The organism is Sphingobacterium detergens, assembly GCF_003610355.1.
Lineage (GTDB): Bacteria > Bacteroidota > Bacteroidia > Sphingobacteriales > Sphingobacteriaceae > Sphingobacterium > Sphingobacterium detergens.
Window position 1 is genome coordinate 298,277 of record NZ_RAPY01000005.1, and the last position, 21,654, is coordinate 319,930.

General features: G+C 38.5%; 25 protein-coding genes. 5 read left to right on the top strand and 20 right to left on the bottom strand.

Annotation, left to right across the window (positions count from 1 at the left end):
- Positions 1-45 precede the first annotated feature (45 nt).
- Positions 46-1,128 carry a glycine cleavage system aminomethyltransferase GcvT gene (gene gcvT, locus DFQ12_RS22210; RefSeq protein ID WP_120261258.1) on the top strand — a complete coding sequence of 361 codons (1,083 nt, stop codon included), beginning with the start codon at positions 46-48 and terminating at the stop codon, positions 1,126-1,128.
- 83 nt (positions 1,129-1,211) lie between these two features.
- Here gcvT and DFQ12_RS22215 read toward each other — a convergent pair whose 3' ends face one another.
- From DFQ12_RS22215 to DFQ12_RS22225, 3 genes are read right to left on the bottom strand one after another with little or no spacing between them, the layout of a single operon-like run.
- Positions 1,212-1,454, bottom strand: coding sequence for a DUF6358 family protein (locus tag DFQ12_RS22215; RefSeq protein WP_120261259.1), 243 nt, complete (start codon positions 1,452-1,454; stop codon positions 1,212-1,214).
- 1 nt (position 1,455) lies between these two features.
- Positions 1,456-1,752 carry a PLDc N-terminal domain-containing protein gene (locus DFQ12_RS22220; RefSeq protein ID WP_120261260.1) on the bottom strand — a complete coding sequence of 99 codons (297 nt, stop codon included), beginning with the start codon at positions 1,750-1,752 and terminating at the stop codon, positions 1,456-1,458.
- 1 nt (position 1,753) lies between these two features.
- Entirely contained in the window at positions 1,754-2,068 is a 315-nt protein-coding gene (locus tag DFQ12_RS22225) for a rhodanese-like domain-containing protein (protein ID WP_120261261.1), read from the bottom strand.
- Between the two features lie 267 nt (positions 2,069-2,335).
- On the opposite strand from DFQ12_RS22225, the gene DFQ12_RS22230 reads away from it, so the two are divergent.
- Complete coding sequence (locus DFQ12_RS22230; protein ID WP_120261262.1) at positions 2,336-3,640, top strand: M20/M25/M40 family metallo-hydrolase; 1,305 nt, start codon at positions 2,336-2,338, stop codon at positions 3,638-3,640.
- On the opposite strand, the gene DFQ12_RS22235 is transcribed toward DFQ12_RS22230, so the two are convergent.
- The 8 genes from DFQ12_RS22235 to surE form a co-directional block, all read right to left on the bottom strand.
- Entirely contained in the window at positions 3,637-4,137 is a 501-nt protein-coding gene (locus tag DFQ12_RS22235; protein ID WP_120261263.1) for a GNAT family N-acetyltransferase, read from the bottom strand. The genes DFQ12_RS22230 and DFQ12_RS22235 overlap by 4 nt on opposite strands.
- Positions 4,134-4,706 carry a thiamine diphosphokinase gene (locus DFQ12_RS22240; protein WP_120261264.1) on the bottom strand — a complete coding sequence of 191 codons (573 nt, stop codon included), beginning with the start codon at positions 4,704-4,706 and terminating at the stop codon, positions 4,134-4,136. Before DFQ12_RS22240 ends, DFQ12_RS22235 begins: the two co-directional genes overlap by 4 nt.
- A gap of 9 nt (positions 4,707-4,715) precedes the next feature.
- Positions 4,716-5,906 (bottom strand): M20 metallopeptidase family protein, encoded by a 1,191-nt coding sequence (locus tag DFQ12_RS22245; protein WP_120261265.1) that lies wholly within the window; start codon positions 5,904-5,906, stop codon positions 4,716-4,718.
- 13 nt (positions 5,907-5,919) lie between these two features.
- Positions 5,920-6,378, bottom strand: a complete 459-nt coding sequence (locus tag DFQ12_RS22250) for an SPOR domain-containing protein (protein WP_120261266.1) — start codon at positions 6,376-6,378, stop codon at positions 5,920-5,922.
- Positions 6,379-6,398: 20 nt separating this feature from the next.
- Entirely contained in the window at positions 6,399-9,686 is a 3,288-nt protein-coding gene (gene secA, locus DFQ12_RS22255) for a preprotein translocase subunit SecA (protein ID WP_120261267.1), read from the bottom strand.
- Between the two features lie 325 nt (positions 9,687-10,011).
- Positions 10,012-10,881, bottom strand: coding sequence for a menaquinone biosynthesis family protein (locus DFQ12_RS22260; RefSeq protein WP_120261268.1), 870 nt, complete (start codon positions 10,879-10,881; stop codon positions 10,012-10,014).
- An 80-nt stretch (positions 10,882-10,961) separates the two neighbouring features.
- Positions 10,962-11,222 carry a hypothetical protein gene (locus DFQ12_RS22265; RefSeq protein WP_120261269.1) on the bottom strand — a complete coding sequence of 87 codons (261 nt, stop codon included), beginning with the start codon at positions 11,220-11,222 and terminating at the stop codon, positions 10,962-10,964.
- Positions 11,212-12,021: a 5'/3'-nucleotidase SurE gene (gene surE, locus DFQ12_RS22270; RefSeq protein ID WP_120261270.1), complete on the bottom strand. Its 810-nt coding sequence runs from the start codon at positions 12,019-12,021 to the stop codon at positions 11,212-11,214. Before surE ends, DFQ12_RS22265 begins: the two co-directional genes overlap by 11 nt.
- Positions 12,022-12,176: 155 nt before the next feature.
- On the opposite strand from surE, the gene kduI reads away from it, so the two are divergent.
- From kduI to DFQ12_RS22285, 3 genes are read left to right on the top strand one after another with little or no spacing between them, the layout of a single operon-like run.
- Entirely contained in the window at positions 12,177-13,022 is an 846-nt protein-coding gene (gene kduI / locus DFQ12_RS22275) for a 5-dehydro-4-deoxy-D-glucuronate isomerase (RefSeq protein ID WP_120261271.1), read from the top strand.
- 35 nt (positions 13,023-13,057) lie between these two features.
- Positions 13,058-14,185, top strand: coding sequence for a DUF4861 family protein (locus DFQ12_RS22280; RefSeq protein WP_120261272.1), 1,128 nt, complete (start codon positions 13,058-13,060; stop codon positions 14,183-14,185).
- Between the two features lie 5 nt (positions 14,186-14,190).
- Positions 14,191-14,955: an SDR family NAD(P)-dependent oxidoreductase gene (locus tag DFQ12_RS22285; protein WP_208642610.1), complete on the top strand. Its 765-nt coding sequence runs from the start codon at positions 14,191-14,193 to the stop codon at positions 14,953-14,955.
- 27 nt (positions 14,956-14,982) lie between these two features.
- Here DFQ12_RS22285 and DFQ12_RS22290 read toward each other — a convergent pair whose 3' ends face one another.
- The 9 genes from DFQ12_RS22290 to DFQ12_RS22330 form a co-directional block, all read right to left on the bottom strand.
- Positions 14,983-15,825, bottom strand: a complete 843-nt coding sequence (locus DFQ12_RS22290; RefSeq protein WP_208642603.1) for an SUMF1/EgtB/PvdO family nonheme iron enzyme — start codon at positions 15,823-15,825, stop codon at positions 14,983-14,985.
- Positions 15,822-16,601 (bottom strand): hypothetical protein, encoded by a 780-nt coding sequence (locus tag DFQ12_RS22295; protein ID WP_120261274.1) that lies wholly within the window; start codon positions 16,599-16,601, stop codon positions 15,822-15,824. The genes DFQ12_RS22290 and DFQ12_RS22295 overlap by 4 nt, the downstream gene beginning before the upstream one ends.
- Positions 16,582-17,337, bottom strand: a complete 756-nt coding sequence (locus DFQ12_RS22300) for a hypothetical protein (RefSeq protein WP_120261275.1) — start codon at positions 17,335-17,337, stop codon at positions 16,582-16,584. Before DFQ12_RS22300 ends, DFQ12_RS22295 begins: the two co-directional genes overlap by 20 nt.
- Before the next feature lie 235 nt (positions 17,338-17,572).
- A complete protein-coding gene (gene nadD / locus DFQ12_RS22305; protein ID WP_120261276.1) occupies positions 17,573-18,148 on the bottom strand; it encodes a nicotinate (nicotinamide) nucleotide adenylyltransferase in 576 nt (191 codons plus the stop codon).
- An 8-nt stretch (positions 18,149-18,156) separates the two neighbouring features.
- The gene (gene gmk, locus DFQ12_RS22310; RefSeq protein ID WP_120261277.1) at positions 18,157-18,726 is read right to left on the bottom strand and encodes a guanylate kinase; all 570 of its coding nucleotides are present in this window, start codon (positions 18,724-18,726) and stop codon (positions 18,157-18,159) included.
- A 2-nt stretch (positions 18,727-18,728) separates the two neighbouring features.
- On the bottom strand, positions 18,729-19,604 hold the full coding sequence (locus DFQ12_RS22315; RefSeq protein ID WP_120261278.1) for a YicC/YloC family endoribonuclease: 876 nt from the start codon (positions 19,602-19,604) through the stop codon (positions 18,729-18,731).
- Positions 19,605-19,696: 92 nt separating this feature from the next.
- Entirely contained in the window at positions 19,697-20,269 is a 573-nt protein-coding gene (locus tag DFQ12_RS22320) for a CAP domain-containing protein (RefSeq protein WP_120261279.1), read from the bottom strand.
- A 43-nt stretch (positions 20,270-20,312) separates the two neighbouring features.
- On the bottom strand, positions 20,313-20,960 hold the full coding sequence (locus DFQ12_RS22325; RefSeq protein WP_120261280.1) for a DedA family protein: 648 nt from the start codon (positions 20,958-20,960) through the stop codon (positions 20,313-20,315).
- A 25-nt stretch (positions 20,961-20,985) separates the two neighbouring features.
- Positions 20,986-21,648 carry a DedA family protein gene (locus DFQ12_RS22330; protein WP_120261281.1) on the bottom strand — a complete coding sequence of 221 codons (663 nt, stop codon included), beginning with the start codon at positions 21,646-21,648 and terminating at the stop codon, positions 20,986-20,988.
- Positions 21,649-21,654 lie beyond the last annotated feature (6 nt).

Genomic DNA, 21,654 nt, shown 5'->3' on the forward strand with positions numbered 1-21,654 from the left:
CACGTATATTTTATTAAATTTGCAACTGATTAAAACTTAATTTTTATGTTAAAAAATACTGCCCTTTCGGAGACACACATTGCTTTAGGAGCAAAGATGGTTCCCTTCGCAGGCTTCAACATGCCAGTGCAATATACTGGTATCAATGATGAGCACGAAACAGTTCGTACAGGTGTAGGAGTTTTTGATGTAAGCCACATGGGCGAATTCATCCTTAAAGGTGAAAAGGCCCTGGATCTTCTTCAAAAAATCTCTTCCAACGATGTATCGAAATTATATGACGGCAAAGTTCAATATGCTTATATTCCGAATGAAACTGGCGGTGTTGTAGACGATTTTCTAACATACCGTATAGACGATAACACCTATTTTCTGGTTGTCAATGCGTCCAATATTGAGAAAGACTGGAACTGGATTTCCAAATACAATACTGATGGTGTAGAAATGAAAAATATTTCTGACCAGACTTCTTTATTTGCCGTTCAGGGACCTAAAGCAGCCGATGCTTTACAATCGTTGACAGATATCGAACTTGCACCAATGGAATATTACACCTTTGCTAAAGGTACTTTTGCGGGAGTAGATAACGTATTGGTATCGGCAACCGGATATACTGGTGCAGGTGGTTTCGAAATTTATGTTGCCAATGAAGATGCGCAGAAAGTTTGGGATGCTATTTTTGAAGCCGGAAAAGCTTACGGAATTAAACCTATCGGATTAGGTGCTCGTGATACATTACGTCTAGAAATGGGTTTCTGCCTTTATGGAAATGATATCGACGACAATACCTCTCCTTTAGAGGCTGGCTTAGGTTGGGTAACGAAGTTTACAAAAGACTTTGTAAACTCCGCTGCGCTTAAAGCTGAAAAAGAAGCTGGACTTAAAAAGAAACTAGTTGGTTTTGAAATGATCGACAGAGGTATTCCGCGTCATGATTATGAAATCGTAGATGCTGATGGCAATGTAATCGGTCGGGTTACTTCGGGAACACAATCTCCGACATTGAAAAAATCGGTAGGTTTGGGTTACGTAGATACCGCATTTGCAAAAGATGGTACAGATATCTTTATCCATATCCGTAATCAAAAAGTTAAAGCTAAGGTAACGAAACCTCCATTTGTCAAATAAGAATAGGTGTAGGCGATATAAAAAAGAGCAGAAGACTATCGTTTTCTGCTCTTTTTGTATATGATAAGTAAGAAACTCCGCTCTTATTTACTTTTTCCTTTCGCTTGCTTAGCAGCATATTCCTGTTTTTTTTCACGATCCTTTTCTTGGATAACGACTTTTATCCGCTTGCTTAAGACAACCTTAAGGTAAATCAGAACAACCAAAAATGCGATAGACAATCCTGTCACCAACATATTTCCGGCTTTATACCCTTCAAATCCACAATACGCCAAAAATACAATGGCTAGGTTCAATACAATATTCAGTATAAAATATTTTGTCATATTACTTTTTTGTTAATCCCAATACACGCGGTCGCCACACAAAGAAATAGAAAATTCCGCCGATAATATTAAGCAGTACGATCGCCAGTGCCATCAACATCCGCTCACCATTGGAAATAGTCCTGGAAAGCATAATTTCCCGCAAGGCCAATATCACCCATAAGAGGGACAATAAAATAGAGAGACTACCTAATACAGGGAAGATCCCTAAGTTTAAGAGCCGAGTTAATAGGGCTACGATATAAAAAGCAAGACTAAACAAGAAAGCTTGTTTAGTCTGATGCTCCAAGTTTTTCATATTAATAAACGTCTAACTCTGGATCGATTTCCTCTTTCCAGGCCAAGATACCGCCTTTTAAATTTGCTAGATTATCAAATCCTTGTTGCTCCAACAACATAATTGCCTGTGCTGAACGTTTTCCAGAACGACATTGAACGATAACTGGTTTATCCTTCGCAATCTTATCGGACTCGATCAAAATTCCTGAAAGTGGAATATTTAAACCGTCCAAATTTGAAACTTCATATTCAAATGACTCACGCACATCAATCAATTGAAAATCTTCGTTATTATCGATCTTGCTCTTTAATTCTTGTACAGATACTTCTTTCATTGTCAAATAATTTATACCCAAATATACTACATTTTTTTCTGAATTGTCTTTCTTCAAAGGCCATCAAGAACTTTCGTGCCTGTTGCCAATTCGATAGCATCCACGAAAGTTTTATTGAAAGCATATTTTCCCGGAACTCATTAACATCTCCATTTCAACAGTCATGACCTTTAGCATAAAGATGATATGGGTTTATGCTAAGGCACTACAAATTTCCGCTAAAATTACAGGCGAAATCATTATCTTCATCCGAACATTACTAACTTTATGAAATCAGCACCTAAAATATTTTTAGCCTTATCGTTAATTGCGCTATCTTCCATGACATTTGGACAGCAAGTAATTTCCGAACAGCAACGTCAGGACGTGAGCCGTATCTTAAATACCTTGGCTTCGGATGATATGCGTGGACGATCGGCTTTGACAAAAGACATCGAGCCTGCAGCAGATTTTATCGCCGGAGAAATGAAAAAAATAGGCCTCAAACCTTATGCGGAAGAATCTTTCCGACAGTCATTCCAACTGGACAAACTCTCGCCAAAAAGCAATACAGCAACTATAAATAAAAAGACAATTCCTGCCGAACATATCATATCGCTTGGAAACCATGTGGATCTCAAATGGGATGATAAGAGTCCCATTAAAATCGTTAATATTACATCGGATGCGGATTTCGCCCAAGCCTTTCGGGAACAGTCCTTATCCAAGGAAAATACGCTTGTACTAGTAGATCCATCCTTTGAAGCCTCTTTTGTTCGTTTTGGCCAAATGCTCAGCAATCCCAAGTTTATTGAAGATTCGAGTATACAAAAACCCTCAATAGTTTATCTGCTGACAAAAGAAAAACCAAAAACATTCCACATTCATATTGAACGGAACCTTCAAAACTTTCCACTTTTTAATGTTGCGGGAGTTATCCCCGGAAAAAGTAAACCAAATGAATATGTAATTTTCTCCGGCCATTATGACCATATCGGCATATTACCTGCTGTCGGACAGGACTCGATTGCCAATGGAGCAGATGACGATGCTTCGGGAGTAACAGCGATGTTGACACTTGCAGACTACTATAAAAAGAAAAACAATAATGAAAGGACGCTTATTTTTGTGGCATTTACAGCAGAAGAGCTTGGCATGTATGGTTCAAAATATTTTTCTAATCACATCAATGCAGACCAGGTTGTAGCAATGATCAACATGGAAATGATCGGAAAAGATTCAAAATTTGGTCCCAATACGGTCTATATAACAGGATATGATCAATCCGATTTAGGCAAATTAATGCAAGAAAACCTAAAGAACACAACGTTCAAATTTTATTCAGACCCTTATATAAAGCAAAATTTATTCTATCGAAGTGATAATGCTGTGTTAGCCGCAAAAGGTGTTCCTGCACATTCATTCTCAACTTCCCAAATGGATAAAGATGAATATTACCACACGGTAAAGGATGAAGTAGCTACATTAAATGTCCAAAATATTATCTCCAGTATCGAAGCGATTGCGATTGGAGCTTCAGGTATTGTAGAAGGCAAGCAAACTCCCTCGCGTGTGGAAAAATTAAAGGACTAGGAACTGGCTGTACGATCTATTGCCAGCTGCATGACATAGTCATTCAACACATAGTCATAATAGGGAATATCAACAGTTTCAATAACCTGAAAACCCTGCTTTAAATAGAAATGGTAAGCAGGGTTATTTCTATTGACATTGAGTTCCAAAATATCCTTGCCTTTGACTTTCGCTTTTTCGATAGCGAAGTCAATCAATGCTTTCCCAAAACCTTTTCCCTGTACATTGGGCATCAAATAGAGCTTTTCAATACGAAGTTTATCTGCAAGAGTTTTCAATGCAACAAAACCTTGGCCAATACCGTCTTCCTTCAGAATATAAAAGAACTGTCCACCGACCATTCCTTCCGCTAAGCCCTCAATGGTATAACTTTTCTCCAGCATGAAATCAATCTGATCTTTTGAAAGTATTTCTCCATACGCGTCAGGCCATATAATATGTGCCATATTAGAAATGCTACGGATATCTGTCTGTTCGGCTAATTCTATTGTTATCATGAGATTGTCTCTCCTATTAAAATATATTTTGATTTCGAAAATCTGAGGGTAAATAAGCCATCCGCTACTGTTTCATAAAGATCATCACCAATTTTTCGAAGCCCTTCTGTCGTGATTTCTTCACTTTGGGAATCTATTTTTAGCTGTTCACCCTCTGTTTTCCATTTTGTAAAACCTGTAGTGACAAAATAGTAGCGTACCCCCTTAGCTAACAAGACCACATTGATCAGATCCAAATAGTGTTGATAGTGTGCAAGACTTATTTGATCCGTAATAATATTGACCGCCTTATACTGATGTTTAATGAGATAGCCAATGGCTGATTGCAAAAAATTATCGATATATGGAATTATTTTTAAATTCTCCTGTGCTTGATTCGCTTGGGTCTGCGCAAAAACAATATCAAACTTGTATCCTCTAGCGTCCAATGGATCAACCATATTGTTTTCGATAACAATTGTTGGACTCCATTCAAGCAATTGCCCCAAATCTTCTTCGTCTATGAGAAAAAGGTCTTCAATCAGCAGAGCAGGTTCCTGGTTCTCACGAACAATATGATGCGATGACATACTAAAGATCTAATAGCCTAATCTGCGCAACGTGATATACGCCATTAGCCCTGTGCTGATCTCCAACGAGGACTCGTCAACATCGAAGGTTGGTGTATGAACTGCAGAAGTTATTCCTTTCGCTTTATTTCCTGTGCCCAGTCGGTAGAAACAAGCATTGATTTCTTGTGAGTAGTAGGAAAAATCTTCGGCAGCAGGCCAAAGATCTAAATCCAAGACGTTCTCTTTTCCAAGATATTCCTCCGCAAAAGTACGCGCACGCTTCGTCAGTTCTGGCTCATTGATCAAAAATGGATAGCCTTTGCGAACCTCAAAATCACAGGTAGCATCCATACTTTCAGCGATTCCGACAGCCATTTTTACCATCTTCTCATGTGCTTCAGCACGCCATTGCTCATCGAATGTGCGGAATGTACCCTCGAGATAAACTTGGTCAGGAATAATATTTGTTGCACCGTTAGCGATGATTTTGCCAAAAGACAAAACCGTCGGTGTACGCGGATCTGCAAAGCGGCTTGCTATCTGTTGTAAGGCTGTAATAATATGTGCTGTGATCACAATCGGATCAATATTCTGATGTGGATGTGCTCCGTGCCCTCCTCTTCCTTTAACGGTCATAAATAACTCGTCACAGGAAGCCATATATTTCCCTTCACGAAATCCGACTTTGCCGACTTCAATAAACGGCATTACATGTTGACCTATTATTGCAGAAGGTGCTGGATTTTGTAGTGCTCCTTCTTTGATCATAATGGATGCTCCGCCGGGCAAACGCTCTTCGCCTGGTTGGAAGATTAATTTTACCGTACCGCCAAATTCAGCTTTCAAGCTATGTAATATCTTCGCAGTTCCCAAAAGCGAGGATGTATGTACATCATGGCCACAAGCGTGCATGACACCTGGGTTATTGGACCCATACGGTCGTCCTTCGACTTCCTGAATAGGTAATGCATCCATATCCCCGCGTAATGCGATTACTTCATCTGAAGGAAGTTCACCTTTAATTAGTGCTACAATACCTGTATCTGCTTTTACTTCGTAAGGGATGCCTAATTGATCCAGCTGCGCCTTTACAAATGCCGAAGTATTATACTCTTCAAAGGAAAGTTCAGGATTTTGATGAAGGTGTCTACGGTTAGCGACTGTATCTTCAAAATATTGATGGGCTAAGGCCAAGACTTTTTCTTTCGTACTTGCCATGAGGTTGTTTGATTTATTGATAGACAAAAACGCTTTCTGAAAATACGAAAACGTTACTAAAATATTGACGTAGCTCACGCATAAACGCATTTGCCTCGGAACGACTTCTAAAGTCGCCCACCTTCACCCGATAATTGGGTTCATCATAGGTGATATAGGTATCAACATCCTTATACATTCCCCGAAAACGAGTTTGCTCCGAAAAAGCTTGATTTCGACTAGATCCAGCAAAGATCTGTACGCGAAAGCCTCTCACTTTGACTCTTGTTGCAGCAGAACGTACAACTGGTTTCGAAGGAACCGTCGTGATTTTGCTTTCGACAGGATTGATTCCCATGGCAGCCCTAAAATTTTGAAGCTGTGTAATCAAAGAATCTTTGGTTACAATAACTCCACCCTTTTCTTGCGCTTTTACATTAACGATCGTAAATAGCACAAGTGCATGTATGAAAATCAATCCTCTCTTCAGCATAGTTTAACTTTTCTTATCGATTAGTTATTTGCGCCGTGGCAATTTTTATATTTTTTTCCTGAACCACAAGGACATTCGTCATTGCGTCCTACTGTATTCTCGTTACGAACAGGTTCTTTCGGTCCATCATTCACATCTTCTTCACTGACTCCTGTTGGTGAAACTAATTCTGCTTTTGTTTCAATCGTCTTTACAGGAGCTTGATTTACTTGTCTAGCCTGTAATGAAGTTGTTTCCTGTCCAGGAATCTCACCTTTGAAAATAAAGCTCACGACATCCTTGTTCATAGCAGCCAACATGGATTTGAACAAGTTAAAGGCCTCCATTTTATAGATAATAATCGGATCCTTTTGTTCATAAACAGCATTTTGAACAGATTGTTTTAGATCATCCATTTCACGTAAATGCTCTTTCCATGCTTCGTCGATCAATGCCAAGACAATTCCTTTTTCAAACGATTTGAAAACCTCTTTACCATTGGTCTCAATTGCTTTTTTCAGATTCGCTGAAACTTGGATACCGCGGATACCGTCTGTAAATGGAATAACGACATTTTCAACAATCTGACCACGTTCTGCATACACATTATTCAATACTGGAACAGTCAATGCACCAATAGCGTCAATTTTATGATGGTAAGCGTTAATTGCTTGCTCGAAAAGACGATCTGTCAATCCTTCAATCTTACCTTGTGCAAACTCTTCTGCAGTAATTTCCGGAGTAATCGCAAAAATACGGATTACTTCGATTTGGAAGTCTTCAAAATTACCTTGCTCTTTGGCTTCAGCAACAATCTCTTCAGCAACGTCAAAGATCATATTATTCAAATCCACGTCTAAACGTTCGCCAAACAAAGCGTTCTTACGTTTTGAATAGATTACTGTACGTTGGGAGTTCATGACGTCATCGTATTCCAATAGACGTTTACGAATACCGAAGTTGTTCTCCTCTACCTTACGTTGTGCTCGCTCGATAGATTTGGTCAACATGCTATGTTGCATCACTTCGCCTTCTTCAACACCCATTTTTACCATGATATTGGAGATTCTTTCGGAAGCAAATAGACGCATTAAGTTATCTTCCAGGGAAACAAAGAATTGTGATGATCCCGGATCCCCTTGACGACCTGCACGACCACGTAACTGACGGTCAACACGGCGCGACTCATGACGCTCAGTACCAATTATCGCAAGACCCCCAGCGTTTTTAACGATCTCGGTCAATTTAATATCGGTACCACGACCAGCCATATTCGTAGCAATGGTCACTTGGCCCGGTTGACCAGCCTCTGCAACGATATCGGCTTCTTTCTGGTGCAACTTCGCATTCAAGACGTTGTGTTTGATCTTCCGTAATTGAAGCATACGACTCAATAATTCGGAAATTTCTACCGATGTTGTACCAACCAATACAGGACGACCTTGTTCTGTCAGACGTTGGATTTCTTCCGCCACCGCATTGTATTTTTCACGTGCAGTACGATAAATAAAATCTTGTTGGTCATGACGTTGGATGCCACGATTCGTAGGGATTTCAACAACATCCAATTTATAGATTTCCCAAAGCTCTCCCGCTTCTGTTGAAGCTGTACCAGTCATCCCCGAGAGTTTGTGGTACATACGGAAGTAGTTTTGTAATGTAATCGTCGCATAAGTCTGTGTAGCATCTTCGACTTTTACATTTTCTTTCGCTTCGATCGCTTGGTGTAAACCGTCTGAGTAACGACGACCATCCATGATACGGCCTGTTTGCTCATCAACAATTTTCACTTTACCCTCGTCAACGATATATTCTACATCATTCTCGAATAAGGTATATGCTTTCAATAATTGATTGATCGAGTGGATACGATCAGCCTTAATAGAGTAATCGCGTAACATGTCTTCTTTCTGAGCGGCTTTTTCTTCCAAAGTCAACGAAGACTTTTCAATTTCCGCGATCTCAGTACCTACATCAGGTAAAATAAAGAATGAAGGATCCTCTCCTGTGGCTGTGATCAATTCAATACCTTTTTCAGTCAGTTCAACCTGATTGTTCTTCTCATCGATGACAAAATAAAGCTCAGCATCAACTTTAGGCATATTTTTATTTTGCTCTTGCATATAGTAGTTTTCTACTTTTTGCAAGATAGAACGATTAGCACCTTCACTCAAGAATTTGATTAAGGCTTTATTTTTAGGTAAACCTCTGTAAGCTCTTAATAAAGCTAGGCCACCACCTTCTACATCAGAATCACCTGCAGCCAATGCTTTTTTAGCATCATTTAATACAGTATTGATATAAGCTTTTTGAACATGTACCAAACGCTCAATACGTGGTTTCAATTGATAGAACTCATGTTGATCACCACGAGGGATCGGACCTGAAATAATCAATGGTGTACGGGCATCGTCAATTAAAACCGAGTCAACCTCATCGACCATGGCGAAATGCAATTTACCTTGCACCAATGCATCAGGTGTCTGAACCATGTTATCACGTAAATAGTCGAAACCAAATTCGTTGTTGGTACCATATACGATATCCGATTGGTAGGCTTTACGACGTTGTGGCGAGTTTGGTTGATGTTTATCGATGCAATCTACTGATAAACCGTGGAACTCAAATAATGGGGCGTTCCATTCAGAGTCACGACGAGCAAGGTAATCATTCACGGTCACGATATGCACCCCTTGTCCAGAAAGTGCGTTCAGATAGGTTGGCAAAGTTCCGACCAATGTCTTACCTTCACCCGTAGCCATCTCAGCAATCTTACCGCTATGTAATACAATACCACCGATCAACTGTACATCATAATGTACCATGTTCCAGGTTACCTCTGTACCAGCAGCCATCCATTTGTTTTTCCAAATGGCTTTATCACCATTGATAATAACGTTTGGCTTGTAGACAGCCAATTCTCTGTCAAAATCACTGGCAGTAACTTCTAATTCTTCGTTTTCTGTCAAACGTCTTGAAGTTTCCTTCACCACAGCAAATGCTTCTGGTAAAATATCCTTCAATACCTCTTCCAACTTCTTATCACGATCTTTAGACAATTTGTCTACTTGCTCGTAAATAGAAGTCTTTTTAGCCATATCGTCCTCATCTTGATCCGCCTCTTTTTTAAGCGTATCTATTTCTTGGTCAATATCTGCAAGGTAATTTTTAATTCTTTCTTTGAAGTCAGCGGTCTTGGCACGTAACTCGTCATTGGTTAGATTTGAAAGTTTATCATATTCAGCTTTGATTTGCTCTACAACTGGCTGAATCCCCTTGATATCTCTTTCGGATTTACTTCCAAATAATTTACTTAAAAACTTTAACATAATTTTTTTTCTATCTCAACTAAAGATTTTGTACAATAATGACTCCAAAGTAAAATTGCAGACAATTTGACACTAATCGGGCAAATTTAGTTATTAGATATGATATCTAACAGCTTACCACTATTTTTTTTGCGTTATTTTTTTCTATCGGATTAGCTTGTTATTCTGCACGGTTCAATTTATCCTATTATCGGGTATCTCATATGCTCGGTATCCTGATTATTTGCTCTCTAAACCCAAAATAGCCGCATTTGAAACCAAACTGGTAGACTTAGTTCCTGCACAAGCGGCCTACTTATACGGCTACTAAATATCAGTGATGATGTTATGAAAGAAACAGTTTTTTATCCGAATGTGGGATAAAACCCATTTCCTGAGCCTTTTCAAACATTTTGGTAATTGCATTACGTCCTTCGACACCCAATTCAACGGAATATTTATTGACATACAGTTCAATATGCTTATACATCACCTCCTCACTCATCTCTTGTGCATGACTACGGATAAACTCCAATCCGGACTTTGGATTTGCAAAAGCAAATTCAACACTTTCTTTTAAAATTGTATTAAGAGTGTCTTTCACATCTTTCGGCAACGAACGTTTTACGACAATACCACCAAGCGGAATCGGAAATTTTGTCGTATTTTCCCAATACTCTCCCAAATCGACCACTTTATACAGTCCTTTTTCTGAATAGGTAAACCGATTTTCATGAATAATCAGTCCCAAATCAATTGAACCATCTAATAGAGCACCCTCAATATCAGAAAAGACCAGCTCTATTTTATTGGTTAATTCCGGAAATGCTAGCCCCAACAGAAAATTTGCTGTTGTAAACTTCCCCGGATATCCCACCTTTAACTTATCAAATTCACCCAAACCGTCACCACTTTTTAGCTTCGCTTGGAGCACTTCGGCCAAAGTCGCATCTTTTGTGATCAGCATAGGCCCTACACCAAAGCCCAAAGCGCTACCGGCATCCAATAATTCATAGTCTTCAACGGCATAAGCAAAAGCATGATAACTCAGTTTGGTGATGTCCAGATCTCCTTGAAATGCCTTCAAATTTAATGTCTCAACGTCCTGATATTCCACATCAAAATCCAACCCCTTTGTATCAATTTTATGGTGAATCAAAGCATCAAAAATAAATGTATCATTCGGACAAGGAGAAAACCCCAGTGTTAATTTCATCTTATTCCTCTTAAAAAATAAACAATAAAAACCTCGCAAATATCCTTCGCTGTATAGCTCGGATATCTTTACATTTCGTTTTATACTGTCACTTTATGTGTAATTAAATATAATATCATGGCTAAAAATGTCATGATGATAATTCCTTTCCCTACCTGATCATTACCTGAACGGTATGCAAACCTTAAGAAAATCAAATTGATCAATACAGCAATGGTATACGTTGCCATTGGCTTCTCGGGCAGAAAATGAAGTTCGATGTCGGTGAAATGCACCAACAAAAATGCCAGCAAGGGAAAAGCAATTCCTATGCCCGAACCCACCCAAAGATTATTTTTCACCTTTGCTGTGTTTCGTCGTACCTTCCAAATGATCAAAACTCCATGAATTCAGTTCTGGGATAGCATGATGTGCAGTCATGTCGAATTGTGTAGGAACAACTGAAACATAGCCATTTGCTAATGCAAAACTATCCGTATCTTCTCCACGGTCTTGTAAGACAAACTTTCCTGTCGTCCAATAATAATCACGGTTATGTGGATCGATACGTTCATCAAATTCCTCTACCCAATGTCCTCCAGCCTGTCTGCAGATTTTAATCCCTTTAAATCCTTGTGTTTGTGGAAAGTTGACATTTAGCAGTGTATTTTTGGGTAAGCCATTGGCCAAAACCTGTTCCGTTATGGAAATCACATAAGGTCTACAGTAGCTAAAGTCTGCATCATGGGAAAAATTATCCAACGAAAAGCCAACAGAAGGTATTCCCTCGATAGCTCCTTCGACCGCAGCAGACATTGTCCCAGAGTATAACACGTTAATTGAATTGTTAAGCCCATGGTTAATACCGGACACACAGATATCCGGCTTCTGCCCCTTGAAGACTTTATTAACAGCGAGCTTGACACAGTCAACAGGTGTTCCAGAACATTGGTACATCTCAACTCCCTCATAGAGATTGATTTTATCCAATCGAAGTGGTCTACCAAGCGTAATCGCATGCCCCATACCTGATTGTGCCGAATCTGGTGCCACAACAACCACATTGCCAATTTTTTGCATTTCTTCTAACAACACCTTAATTCCCGGCGCTGTGATACCATCGTCATTAACAACTAAAATATTCGGTTTCTTCTTTACCATATACGAAGTTAGCAAATCTGAAAAATAAAAACCGCAAGAAAATTTGTCTTAATAGATCCTTTACATAAGTACGACATCGATTGCGTAAGATTGTATCGTTTTTGAGAAATATTAGCCCTAAATTTAGCTTTCAAATAAAGAAAAATCATTCCGTTATGAGCATTAATTTTGAATCCCGCTATGCAATCGGGCCTAAAGAATACAAAACATTAGATACACAAGGATTAAGAGATAATTTTCTCATTGAAAAAGTTTTTGAAACTGATAAAGTTAACTTTGTCTACACACACTATGACCGTTACATGGCTGGTGGTGCAATGCCCGTAAATTCTAAAATTAAATTAGAAACAATCCCCGAATTATTAAAAGAACCTTACTTTCTCTCTAGAAGAGAATTGGGTATTATCAATGTCGGTGGCAATGGGCAGGTAGAGGTAGATGGAACATTGTATGAACTTAAAACCAAAGAAGCGCTCTATATCGGACAAGGTGCAAAAGATGTCTATTTTTCAAGCCAAGACAGTGCGAATCCGGCAAAGTTTTATTTAAACTCAACACCAGCGCACCATAGTTATCCGACCAAAAAGGTCACTAAGGAAGATGCTAATAAAATAGAATTAGGATCTCTGGAAACAGCCAACCACCGTACAATCAATCAAATGTTATTGAATAAAGTTGTACAGACCTGTCAGCTGCAAATGGGAATGACAGAGCTAAAGCCAGGATCCGTGTGGAATACGATGCCATCGCATACGCATGACCGTCGTATGGAGGTTTATTTTTACTTTGAGTTACCAGAAGGTCAGGCTGTATCTCATTTTATGGGACCGATAGACGAAACACGTCATATCTGGATGCATAATGATCAGGCTGTCATTTCTCCTCCTTGGTCAATTCACTCAGGAGCTGGAACATCCAACTATACGTTTATCTGGGGTATGGCGGGCGAAAACCTCGACTACGATGATATGGATAAGTGCGCTATCACTGAGCTTAAGTAGTATTTAGATATCTTTTTTCTTTAATCCATTATCAAATGAAAAGAACATTCATACTAAGTTTAACGCTGGGGCTTTCAAGCATCGCCTTTGCCCAAAACAATAAGACGATTACGGTTAAAAATCCTTCAGCTGTATCTAGAACAGAGCTGATCAGTATTCCCTATGCAACGTTCGAAAAACATTTCGAGTTGAAGAAAAATGTCTTTACGATTGTTGATAGCAAGGATAAAGCGGAACTGGCTTACCAATTGGAAAAGCTAGGACAGCCAACCCCTCAAAATGTACTGATACAAGTATCTATTGCACCTAAAAGTGCTTTGACTTTTGGTGTAACTGGAAATAATCCAAAAACCGTTACTACCAAAACATTTGCGCGTTATGTCCCCGAACGTAAAGATGACTTTGCCTGGGAAAATGACATTGCTGCATTCAGAGCCTATGGAAAAGCATTAGAAGGGAGCTCTGAAGATGCCCAGGGATTTGATTTTTGGTCTAAGAGAACGAATGACCTTATTATTGACGAATGGTATAAAACAGGGGATTATCATGCCGATCATGGTAAAGGTTTAGATTACTATTCTGTGGGTCAAACGCTAGGAGTAGGCGACGCAACTCCATTTATTGATCAGCAGGTAGTCTATCACAAACATTATCGTCAATACGAAGTCCTAGATAATGGTCCTTTACGCACTACATTTAAGCTTATCTATGAGCCAGAAAATGTAAAGGGTCAACATATACAAGTTGAAAAAACAGTCTCTTTGGACGCTGGAAGCCAACTGAACAAAATACGTTATGCAATCAAAAATACGACTTCAAGCAACACTCCTGTAGTCGTTGGTCTTGCCAAACGAAAAGAGGATAAACCTCAACTCTTAAACGATACCAAAAATGGTATTTTGGCTTATTGGGAGCCCGCTGAGGGTGATAAAATCACTGGGACTGCCGTGATCTTACCTAATAAAGTAAAATATGTATTTAAGGATAGTCCAAAACAGTTTTTATTGGCAACTACGGTCAAAAACAACAGTCCTTTGACCTATTTTGCTGGAGCTGCATTCAATAAAGCAGGAAAAATAACCAGTTTTGATCAATGGCAATCTTATATCAAAGAATTTAGAAATAACTTAAATCAACCATTAACGATAAAATACTCAAAATAATGTCCATACTGCAATCTTTTGATTTGACCGGGAAGGTCGCTTTGGTAACTGGCTGTAAAAGAGGGATAGGTAAAGCTATAGCCGAAGCATTAGCGGAAGCTGGGGCAGATATCATTGGTGTTTCGGCTTCGCTGGAGACAACAGGGTCGGCAGTAGAAAGATCCATACAAGCATTAGGAAGGAATTTTTATGCTTACCAATGTGATTTTTCAAAAAGAACCGAACTCTATCAGTTTATTGAAAAAGTAAAATCGGAGCATCCAACCATAGACATCCTTTTCAACAATGCTGGAAATATTCTGCGTAAACCAGCAGCTGAACATCCCGATGAGTACTGGGATGAAATTATCGAAATCAATCAAAATGCGCAATTCATCCTGACAAGGGAAATTGGAAAAGATATGATTTCACGTGGAACTGGAAAAATTGTATTCACGGCATCGTTATTGACTTTTCAAGGCGGTATCAACGTTCCTGGATATGCAGCCTCCAAAGGCGCAATAGGGTCATTGGTAAAGGCTTTTGCAAATGAATGGGCCTCCAAGGGAGTGAATGTAAATGGTTTTGCTCCAGGTTATATTGCAACGGATAATACGGAAGCATTGAGAGACGATCCAGAACGTTCTAAATCTATCTTGGACCGTATACCTGCTGGACGCTGGGGGACGCCGGAAGACTTTAAAGGACCTGCTGTATTCCTTGCTTCAAAAGCAGCAGATTACGTACATGGTACCATCCTTACTGTCGATGGTGGCTGGATGGGAAGATGAAAAATCAACCTTTTAAGATTTTTTGTTTTAAAAGTCTTTATCCTTCGGGGTAAAGGCTTTTTTTACGATCCTAAATCCAAGATTGCTGAATGAGGCATTCGGGCTAACAGAACCAATATAGACTGTATTGAATGCCGAACAGCTATTTCTACTGCACCACCATGACCCTCCTCTTGCATGAGCCACATAACGCTCCCCATCTCTATTTAGCTTGCCCGAACAAAATTCAAATACATTACCAAAGACATCATACAGTCCCCATGGATTCGGTTTGAATGCCCCTACAGGGGAAGTATACATATAACCATCCGAATAGTCTGCTTTAAGGTGATCCCTGCTATGCCATATATTAGCATATTGACCTATATTTTCTTTATTCACCCCCTCAAAATAACGTCCATCACTACCGGCCCGCGCAGCAACCTCCCACTCCTCAAAACTGGGTAACCTGCAATCAGCCCAAGCGCAATAAGCCAATACGTCTTTAAAAGATATACAAGTGACAGGATGATCCATTTTGTCTACTATACCACCACGGCTTACCCCATTAGGGAAACGCCAATAAGCAGTGCTGTCTTGTAGCCACCTGAATTCTGCAAGCCCTGGCTCAAATACCATCGCATTATGATATCGTTCTGCCAAAGTATGATAGCCCGTCGCCTGTACAAATTTTTCAAATTCGGCATTGGTCAGTTCGTATTGAGCAATCCAAAAAGGATCTATATGTACTGTTCTTTTCGGATTATCCAGACTCATTGTATCCCCCAGTTGGTAATCTCCTCCGGGAATCAAAACATATCCCTTCTCCTGCCCTATTAATGATATATAGCTCAAGAGAAACAAAATCAATATGGATAGTGCTTGTCTCACTGATTTTGACGTTTTTTATATAATGCTTGAGCAGATTCAATAATATACTCTTCGTTGACACTTGAAAAATTTATCCAACTATCAGAATGCGTATTTTCTCCGTATAACTTGTTGTATATTTTAGACTGTTCAAATGCGCCAAAATTTGACGTTTTCAATAACTGAAGCAAAGTAGTCAATATATCTTTGTCCTTTGGATTCTTTTGATAGAAACTGAGCAAAAAGGGAATACTTTCCCAAGCGTCAATTTCTATTAATGCTGTTTTATAATTCAATCCGAGTGTATGGTTCTGGATCGCTTGGTTTATAATCAGATCTATTATTCTTTTTTTATTTTTCTTCATAAAAAGAAGTTGTCGTTCACTCCAAAAGACACCATTATAAACAAAAAGCAATTGCCCAAAGATTTTGTTCTGAGGATCGAATACAAACATTCGCTCCGCGCAAGCCTGACTGTAAATTTCAGGATAGATCATTATATAAGTAAACTTCTCTTCAAAGCTCAGCTTATCAAAGTCAGCTCTCGAAATTCCTGCGTTATAGTCTACCAATGCTCCATCCGGAAGCTTTTTTGATTGTTGCTCCACTAAGCCTTGAACCTTTTTGAGACCAAAAGGTGGTATACTCTCTTTTTCCCGCATCGCATAATAAGCTGAATCTTTTGACCGAGGTTCATTCCAGGCAACATCTTTATATTCCTGGCCAAAACTCACATTACTGATAAAGCCTAACAAGATCAAGCAGCAAGCCCATATTTTATTTACCTTTTTTTTCATTGTAATACCCCATTGCTCTACGATATATTAATGCTTCATTCTCCTTATTATAATCCAAATAGGCATAATAATTACTTGTCTCGCCATATAACTTTTTGAAGGATGTAGACTTCATAAATTCGCTATACTCGCCACGTTTCATCAGTAACAACAGCAAAGTTAATGCATCCTTATCTTTAGGGGTTTTCTTTGCATATTCAATAATAAATGGAATCATTTGCCAGCCATTGATCTGTTCAATCGTCTCCTTATAATTCACCCCCATTCGTTTGCTTCTCAAGACAGACTCTTGAATCAGTTTCATAACCGAATCCCTATTTTCCTGTAAAAAATCGGTCTGTCTTTCCGACCACCAAGCTTCATTAAAACCACCAAGCAACTTACCAAATATTTTCTTGTCTATAGCTTTCTGATTTTCTGGAATATCGCAATTCTGGGCATTTACCTCAGCATGAATCATAGTATAGGTAAATTTTTCGCGTAAACTTAAATTCTTAAAATCCGTTGCAGAAAGAGCAAGCACACTAGTCTCTCCCCCATCTTTATCCCCTACAGGAGATAATTTAGCAATCAAAGCTTTCACCTTTGCCAAACCATAAGGTGGTATTGTCATCTTTGTCCTGAATTCAATAGCTGCGGGATCCATCATATAATTACTTCCCTCCTCGTTTTCTGTCTGTGCAAAAGCCCAAGTCCAACTACCTAAGCAAATAAATAATAAAATTAAACTTCTCATAAAGTATACATAATGCTATTTAAAAGTAAAGAAATTATTCCTACCAAAAACAATTCCATTTGTTAAACCTAATACCATAAATTTTATTTCCTTCTGATCTTAAGGGTATCACTTTCGATATATCTACATTTTCCAAAGCTATGCGCTGCACAATTAGCTTTCTAACGACATAGAAAACAAAAATCCCCAGACTTCCTAAGAGATCCAGGGATTCACGTTGTATATTTTGCCGTCCTTATGAATAAAGGCCCTTTTTATCTATAAAATCAATAACTTTTTGCGGCGTAAAAAACTGAATATTCTTATTCTCTTTGATCGCTTTTCGCAGAAAAGTAGAAGAGAGTTCCATTAATGGTGTATCTGTCATGGTTATGGAAGGGTGATCCTTTAGTTTTCTTCCATCATAACCTGGACGAGGGTATACATAAATATGATAATCGCGCAAAATAATCTCCGCATTCTTCCATTTCTCCAATGACTCTAAGATATCCTCCCCCATCAAAAGCACAAATTCTCTATTTGGATATTTTTCTTTTAGATATGTTAAGGTATCTATTGTATAAGACGGTACTGGTAAATGAAATTCAATATCACTCACGCGCAAATGTTCACAATCCTCCACTGCCAGATTTAACATCTCTAAACGATCGTATGGATCAGCTAAGGTAGATTTTTTCTTAAATGGATTCTGTGGAGATACCACAAACCAAACTTCATCCAGTCCAGTAAAATTGGCCATGTAATTTGCTATAATCAAATGCCCAACATGCACCGGATTAAAGGAACCAAAAAACAAACCAATTTTTTTCATTTCGCCCTTTATTTATTGATGAAGCCCATTACAATTTCTTCTGCGTCGGCACAAGCTGTAGCTAAATCAAAATTTTTCAGGATTACATCAAACTTATTCGCATAGGTTAGTTCCAATTCCGCTTTGGCAAATCTTTCCTGTAGTTTTTCCTCCGAATCTGTGCCACGTCCAGTTAGACGTTCTTTAAGTACTTCTAATGATGGTGGTTGCACAAATATAGAGATTGCCTGCTCTGGAAATTTAGATTTCAGACGTAATCCTCCAACGACATCAATATCGAAAATAACATTTTTACCCTCTTTCCAGATACGTTCAATTTCGGAACGCAAAGTACCATAAAATGTACCTGAATAGACCTCTTCAAATTCGATAAACTCTTGTTTGGCAACTTTATGCAAAAATTCTTCTTTGGACATAAAGTAATAGTCTTTTCCATCGACTTCCTGTCCCCTTGGATCACGGGTACTCGCAGAAATAGAAAATTCTATTTTATCGCCATGTTTACTTAAAAGGTCTCTTACTATAGTTGTTTTTCCCGCGCCCGACGGTGCTGAGAAAATAATTAATTTACCGCTCATCCTTATAATACGTTGAGCAACTGCTCTTTTATTTTTTCTAATTCTTCCTTCATTCTAACCACAATCTGCTGTATACCGGCGTGATTAGCTTTAGATCCCAAAGTATTGATTTCACGGCCCATTTCTTGAGAGATAAAGCCTAGTTTCTTACCATTTGAATCGTCAGAATCAAAGGCTTTTAGAAAGTAGTTACAGTGGGAACGCAACCTAACTTTCTCTTCAGTGACATCTAATTTATCGATATAATAAACAAGCTCCTGTTCAAAACGATTCTGATCTACATTCTCTTTACCCACACTATCATTGAGAAATTGCTCTATACGTTGTCTGATCAAAGGGATACGTTCAACTTCAAGTGCTTCCACTTCGCCCAAATAGGTCAAAATCATTTCAGCTCTCTTTTTTAGATCTTGAGCCAATACATTTCCTTCATCTTCACGGAATGTATTGAAATGTCTTACCGCATCATAAAAAGCATCCATCAATACGCTAGATTCTTCATCATCAACGGTATCGTCATTGTTGGTAACAACTTCAGGCATATTTAACGCCAATTCGAATAGATTGACATTCGTATCATTTAGCTCATTTGCGATCTGCTGCAATTGACCATAATATTTTTTTAGTAAATCAGCATTGATAGATGAAGCCTTGGCTGTTTGATCAGCATATTCTACGGTTACGTTCAGATTAACTTTTCCGCGTTCAATAAGCTTACTGCATTCAGTACGCAAGGTCAATTCTTTGTCCGAAACTACTTTGGGCAGACGAAGATTTAATTCAAGGAATTTTGAATTTAAGGACTTTATTTCGACACTATATTTGACTTTACCGTTCTCTTTGGAAGCCGTGCCATATCCTGTCATGGATTTTATCATATGCAAAGGTATGACTTTTCGAATAAAAGTTGAAGGCGCAACATAGATTAATTGCTGATACTCCTCAAATTACCTCCAAATAGGATAGATATTTACCAGTCATGCTTTGCAATAATAACAACGAGATAGCTTTCATAAGGACTAGCTCCCTTGCACTTCACATAACCAATCCCGATATCATATAGTGATCCGTTCCATTGATCCATACCCAATAAATGCGTACGGTGATGATAACCTGGCGCTTCTCTTCCGATAATTAATGCTTTAACAGCATCGGTTGCACTAGCACGATTGGCAGCAATGGATTCAAAATTATTGGCACTCCTTTTCTTTAGCCAAGACTGATTTAACTCGTATCCGGCTTCTTCGATAAAATAATTGGGTCCATAGCCTTCAGGAGAGACATGATCAAAATAAGACCGTTTGGCCATATCTTTAGCTCGATATTCTGCAACTTCGGCAAGCTGCTTGTTCCAATTAAGCTTTGTTCGAGTAATCTTTTGTAGATTGAAAAGTTTTAATTCCCTTTTATATTTTTCAGGATTTGTTCGAATTTTATTCAACAGATCGTAAGCCTCTTTTGCTTGACGCCGATCGACAGAGACACGTTGCCCCAAAGCAAGCTGTGCGACAAATAAGGTAAATGCTAAAATGAAGTATTTCATATCAATCCTTTAACCTTAAAAGACTGACTTTAGTATTTAACGTTTAATCTTTTTTTGACCTTTTAACCGCTAAAAACTGTATCAACATGGGTATTAGGCTAATAAATATGATAGCTAATACAACTAGGGAAAAATTCTGCTTGAAAAAAGGAATCTGCCCAAAAAAGTAACCCGCTAGAATAAATAACGATACCCATAATATACCACCTACTATATTGTATTTGCCAAAAATGCGGTATGGCATCTTGCCAATACCAGCTACAAAAGGGGCAAAGGTTCGGACAATAGGTACAAAACGAGCATAAACAATGGTTTTAGTACCATATTTTGCATAGAAATCTTGTGTTTTTTGAAGATAGGATGGTTTAAAAATTTTTGAGTCTGGTTTAAAAACTCGAATTCCAAAATATTTACCTATCTCATAATTCACAAAATCGCCAGAAATAGCCGCACATATTAGAATAAATAGGAAAAGTGACAGTGAAAGATTGCTTTCTGGTCGGGCAATAATGGCTCCCAATGCAAATAATACTGAATCTCCCGGAAGGAATGGTGTAACCACAAATCCTGTTTCAGCAAAGATAATCAAGAATAGAATGAAATAAGTCCATCCAGCATAGGTATTGACAATCTGCAACAGGTGTTGATCAATATGTAGGATAAAATCGACCAGCTGAGAAACAATCTCCATATTTGATAAATAAAAAAAGGGAGTCCTATTGAACTCCCTTTTTAGTTTTTATTTTTTCTTTTACCAACTCAAATATAATAGGCAGTACTGAAATAAAAATGATCAGTAGTACCACTTTCGAAAAGTTATCTCGAATAATTGGAATATTACCCAAAAAATAGCCGGCTAATGTTATGCCACCCACCCACAACACTGCTCCTACTATATTGTAAGTAATGAAAGTACCATAATTCATCTTGCCAATACCACCAACAAATGGTGCTAAAGTACGTACAATGGGTACGAAACGAGCTATGACAATCGTTTTACTTCCATACTTTTCATAGAAAGCGTGTGTCTTGGCAATCTGTTCATCCTTGACAACCTGTTTTCCAAAAAGTTTGAATTTTGTCAATCGCATCCCAAAATGCTTTCCGATGGAATAGTTAAGAGAGTCGCCTGATATTGCAGCAATCAGCAGAATCAATATCATCAACCAAACATTCAATTCATTCGGTTGTGCAGCAAGCATTCCGCCAGCAAACAGCAAAGAATCTCCCGGTAAAAAAGGCATTACGACCACACCCGTTTCCACAAAAATGATAAGAAACAAAATAAGATATGTCCATAATTGATAATCATTGACAATTTCAACCAAATGTTTATCAATATGGAGAATAAAGTCAATAAGATGTGTAATTATTTCCAAAACCGA

Bases quoted from the DNA above. Each gene is read 5' to 3' on its own strand.
- DFQ12_RS22215 (WP_120261259.1), bottom strand. From the start codon at position 1,454: ATGACAAAATATTTTATACTGAATATTGTATTGAACCTAGCCATTGTA.
- DFQ12_RS22315 (WP_120261278.1), bottom strand. From the start codon at position 19,604: ATGATAAAATCCATGACAGGATATGGCACGGCTTCCAAAGAGAACGGT.
- DFQ12_RS22230 (WP_120261262.1), top strand. From the start codon at position 2,336: ATGAAATCAGCACCTAAAATATTTTTAGCCTTATCGTTAATTGCGCTA.
- kduI (WP_120261271.1), top strand. From the start codon at position 12,177: ATGAGCATTAATTTTGAATCCCGCTATGCAATCGGGCCTAAAGAATAC.
- DFQ12_RS22295 (WP_120261274.1), bottom strand. From the start codon at position 16,601: ATGAAAAAAAAGGTAAATAAAATATGGGCTTGCTGCTTGATCTTGTTA.
- DFQ12_RS22260 (WP_120261268.1), bottom strand. From the start codon at position 10,881: ATGAAATTAACACTGGGGTTTTCTCCTTGTCCGAATGATACATTTATT.
- nadD (WP_120261276.1), bottom strand. From the start codon at position 18,148: ATGAAAAAAATTGGTTTGTTTTTTGGTTCCTTTAATCCGGTGCATGTT.
- DFQ12_RS22250 (WP_120261266.1), bottom strand. From the start codon at position 6,378: ATGCTGAAGAGAGGATTGATTTTCATACATGCACTTGTGCTATTTACG.
- secA (WP_120261267.1), bottom strand. From the start codon at position 9,686: ATGTTAAAGTTTTTAAGTAAATTATTTGGAAGTAAATCCGAAAGAGAT.
- DFQ12_RS22220 (WP_120261260.1), bottom strand. From the start codon at position 1,752: ATGAAAAACTTGGAGCATCAGACTAAACAAGCTTTCTTGTTTAGTCTT.
- gcvT (WP_120261258.1), top strand. From the start codon at position 46: ATGTTAAAAAATACTGCCCTTTCGGAGACACACATTGCTTTAGGAGCA.
- DFQ12_RS22225 (WP_120261261.1), bottom strand. From the start codon at position 2,068: ATGAAAGAAGTATCTGTACAAGAATTAAAGAGCAAGATCGATAATAAC.
- gmk (WP_120261277.1), bottom strand. From the start codon at position 18,726: ATGAGCGGTAAATTAATTATTTTCTCAGCACCGTCGGGCGCGGGAAAA.
- DFQ12_RS22235 (WP_120261263.1), bottom strand. From the start codon at position 4,137: ATGATAACAATAGAATTAGCCGAACAGACAGATATCCGTAGCATTTCT.
- DFQ12_RS22320 (WP_120261279.1), bottom strand. From the start codon at position 20,269: ATGAAATACTTCATTTTAGCATTTACCTTATTTGTCGCACAGCTTGCT.
- DFQ12_RS22240 (WP_120261264.1), bottom strand. From the start codon at position 4,706: ATGTCATCGCATCATATTGTTCGTGAGAACCAGGAACCTGCTCTGCTG.
- DFQ12_RS22300 (WP_120261275.1), bottom strand. From the start codon at position 17,337: ATGAGAAGTTTAATTTTATTATTTATTTGCTTAGGTAGTTGGACTTGG.
- surE (WP_120261270.1), bottom strand. From the start codon at position 12,021: ATGGTAAAGAAGAAACCGAATATTTTAGTTGTTAATGACGATGGTATC.
- DFQ12_RS22245 (WP_120261265.1), bottom strand. From the start codon at position 5,906: ATGGCAAGTACGAAAGAAAAAGTCTTGGCCTTAGCCCATCAATATTTT.
- DFQ12_RS22280 (WP_120261272.1), top strand. From the start codon at position 13,058: ATGAAAAGAACATTCATACTAAGTTTAACGCTGGGGCTTTCAAGCATC.
- DFQ12_RS22325 (WP_120261280.1), bottom strand. From the start codon at position 20,960: ATGGAGATTGTTTCTCAGCTGGTCGATTTTATCCTACATATTGATCAA.